Genomic DNA, 3,603 nt, shown 5'->3' with positions numbered 1-3,603 from the left:
ACGGGCTGCTCTGAGATTTTCTAAAGTTGGTTGCGGGAGCAGGATTTGAACCTGCGACCTTCAGGTTATGAGCCTGACGAGCTACCGGGCTGCTCCATCCCGCGACACTTTAAGTGACCTATCGCTTACGCTACTTGAGGTCTTGTGTTGGTCTAGCGCCTATTCGGCTACTTGAGACCGGGTAGTGTTCTTTTCATCGTGTTTGAGAGACTGTGGGCTTTTACTAGGTTTGGCGGTGACCTACTCTCCCGGGGCTTAAGCCCAAGTACCATTGGCGCGGCAGTGCTTAACTTCCGGGTTCGGGATGGGACCGGGTGTTTCACTTGCGCTATGACCACCAAACCGAGGAAAAGCCCATGTCGACTTTCTTGCTTTGCAAGAAAGCGACGAGGTGGCAGGCAGCGTCTTTTGCTTGCAAAAGGCGCGTTGCCACTCGGTTATATAATCAACCAACATCGCGGCTTGGCGCTGCGACGTTATCCAACTCAAGGTCAGTGTATGCTTTTGGTGATTTGTCTTTCCATTACTGGATCAAATCAAGCCTATCGGGCGATTAGTACCGGTCAACTGAACGCATTACTGCGCTTACATCTCCGGCCTATTGACGTGGTGGTCTTCCACGGCCCTCAGGGAGACCTTGTTTTGAGGGGGGCTTCCCGCTTAGATGCCTTCAGCGGTTATCCTGTCCGATCATAGCTACCCAGCACTGCCGTTGGCACGACAACTGGTCCACCAGTGGATCGTTCACCCCGGTCCTCTCGTACTAGGGGCAACTCCTCTCAAGTCTCCTACACCCACGGCAGATAGGGACCGAACTGTCTCACGACGTTCTAAACCCAGCTCACGTACCTCTTTAAACGGCGAACAGCCGTACCCTTGGGACCTGCTCCAGCCCCAGGATGAGATGAGCCGACATCGAGGTGCCAAACACTGCCGTCGATATGGACTCTTGGGCAGTATCAGCCTGTTATCCCCGGCGTACCTTTTATCCGTTGAGCGATGGCCCTTCCACTCGGGACCACCGGATCACTATGGCCGTCTTTCGACTCTGCTCGACTTGTCAGTCTTGCAGTCAGGCTGGCTTCTGCCATTGCACTCAACGAGCGATTTCCGACCGCTCTGAGCCAACCTTCGCGCGCCTCCGTTACGCTTTAGGAGGCGACCGCCCCAGTCAAACTACCCGCCACGCAGGGTCCCGGATCCGGATAACGGACCGCGGTTAGACATCAAGAGTGCGAAGGGTGGTATCTCAAGGGAGGCTCCACGGATACTTGCGTTTCCGCTTCAAAGCCTACCACCTATCCTGCACATCACAATCCTGATGCCAGTGCGAAGCTGTAGTAAAGGTGCACGGGGTCTTTCCGTCTAACCGCGGGAAGCCTGCATCTTGACAGGCAATTCAATTTCGCTGAGTCGATGTTGGAGACAGCGGGGAAGTCGTTACGCCATTCGTGCAGGTCGGAACTTACCCGACAAGGAATTTCGCTACCTTAGGACCGTTATAGTTACGGCCGCCGTTTACCTGGGCTTCAATTCAAGGCTCTCACCTCTCCTTTTAACCTTCAGGCACCGGGCAGGCGTCAGACCCTATACGTCGTCTTGCGACTTCGCAGAGCCCTGTGTTTTTAATAAACAGTCGCCACCCCCTGGTTTGTGCCCCCAGCCCCTAGTTGCCTAGGAACCGGGCCTCCTTCTCGCGAACTTACGGAGGTATTTTGCCGAGTTCCTTCAACATCGTTCTCTCAAGCGCCTTGGTATGCTCTACCAGTCCACCTGTGTCGGTTTAGGGTACGGTCTGATGGAGGGCTATTTCCAGGAACCACTCAGCAGCCCAATCAATCCGATAAGATTGAACTACACCTGTGATCCGTCACATCCTCCTGGCCTAGGAATATTAACCTAGTTCCCATCGCCTACGCCTTTCGGCCTCGGCTTAGGGGCCGGCTTACCCTGCTCAGATTAGCTTTAAGCAGGAACCCTTGGACTTTCGGCGAGAGTGTCTCTCACACTCTTTGTCGCTACTCATGTCATCATTCTCACTAGTGATCTCTCCACGGGATCGCTCACGCGCCCGCTTCATCGAAAGCACTTTATCTTGCGCTACCGCCTATTCGGCTACTTGAGCGCGATTACTCGCACCAAATGACCGGCGATAATACAAGATAAGTGCTATGTCACACTACGCTCTGCTACCGATGCTTACGCATCCCTAGACTTCGGCTCATGGCTTGAGCCCCGTTACATCTTCGCCGCAGGACAACTTATTTAGACCAGTGAGCTGTTACGCTATCTTTAAAGGATGGCTGCTTCTAAGCCAACCTCCTGGTTGTTTTGGTCGTCCCACCTGCTTTCCCACTTAGCCATGAATTGGGGGCCTTAGTCGTAGGTCAGGGTTGTTTCCCTCTCCACTACGGACGTTAGCATCCGCAGTGTGTCTGCCATCTAGTACTCCCGGGTATTCGGAGTTTGGTTAGGATCAGTAAGCCTGTGGGGCCCCATTACCCATCCAGTGCTCTACCCCCCGGGGTATTCGGATGACGCTCTACCTAAATAGATTTCGCAGAGAACCAGCTATCTCCGAGTTTGATTGGCCTTTCACCCCTAGGCACAGCTCATCCCGATCCTTTTCAACGGATGTGGGTTCGGTCCTCCAGTAAGTGTTACCTTACCTTCAACCTGGCCATGCCTAGATCACTCGGTTTCGGGTCTGATCCCACGAACTCATTCGCCCTATTAAGACTCGCTTTCGCTACGCCTACACCTAACGGCTTAAGCTTGCTCGTGAGACCAAGTCGATGACCCATTATACAAAAGGTACGCCGTCAGATCTCGAGGATCCTCCGACTGATTGTAGGCGTTCGGTTTCAGGTACTGTTTCACTCCCCTCGTCGGGGTGCTTTTCACCTTTCCCTCACGGTACTGGTTCGCTATCGGTCAGCAAGGAGTACTTAGCCTTCGAAGGTGGTCCTCCGATCTTCAGACAGAATTTCACGTGTTCCGCCCTACTTAATACGTCCATCAAAGCTTCCTATACGGGGCTGTCACCCGCTATGGCCACGCTTCCCAACGTGTTCTAGTCACTTATCTGGCTCGGCTGGTCCCCGTTCGCTCGCCGCTACTAGGGGAGTATCAATTGATTTCCTTTCCTCCGGGTACTTAGATGTTTCAGTTCCCCGGGTTTGCTCTTAAAACCCTATGTATTCAGGTCTTAAGTACCTGTTTAAACCCCATATTGAGTATCAAAGATAACAATATGAAGCTTTCAGGTGGGTTGCCCCATTCAGAGATCCATGGATCAAAGCTTATTCTCAGCTCCCCATGGCTTATCGCAGAGTATCACGTCTTTCATCGCCTCTTGCTGCCAAGGCATTCACCAAACGCCCTTCTCGCGCTTGATTTGATCCAGAAAGAGAAAGACAGACGTCCTTCACGGCAGACCCAGCTGGTAACTAAAGGCCGCCTCTGTTTCTGAACCAAAAGCATACTTTCCCGCCTTCTATCCTGGAACCCATGCTGCCGATGTCGGTCGGCCCCACATGGAGAATAGAAGACATGCATGATCATTTAGTGCCGGTCATCCTTGCGGGTGACTATCGGCGGCGA

The 3,603-nt window shown here is 53.1% G+C and carries 1 tRNA gene and 2 rRNA genes; all 3 read right to left on the bottom strand.

The features are described 5' to 3' along the window. Nucleotides 1–27: 27 nt before the first annotated feature. A tRNA-Met gene (locus ACR0MJ_RS20660) sits at nt 28–104 on the bottom strand. A 123-nt stretch (nt 105–227) separates the two neighbouring features. Next, nucleotides 228–342, bottom strand: a 5S ribosomal RNA gene (gene rrf / locus ACR0MJ_RS20655). Nucleotides 343–532: 190 nt separating this feature from the next. Further along, a 23S ribosomal RNA gene (locus tag ACR0MJ_RS20650) occupies nt 533–3,398 on the bottom strand. Nucleotides 3,399–3,603 lie beyond the last annotated feature (205 nt).

This window comes from Ruegeria sp. C6 (genome assembly GCF_056537625.1).
The sequence above is the reverse complement of the archived record's forward strand: the minus strand, read 5'-3'. Positions and strand labels throughout refer to the sequence as shown.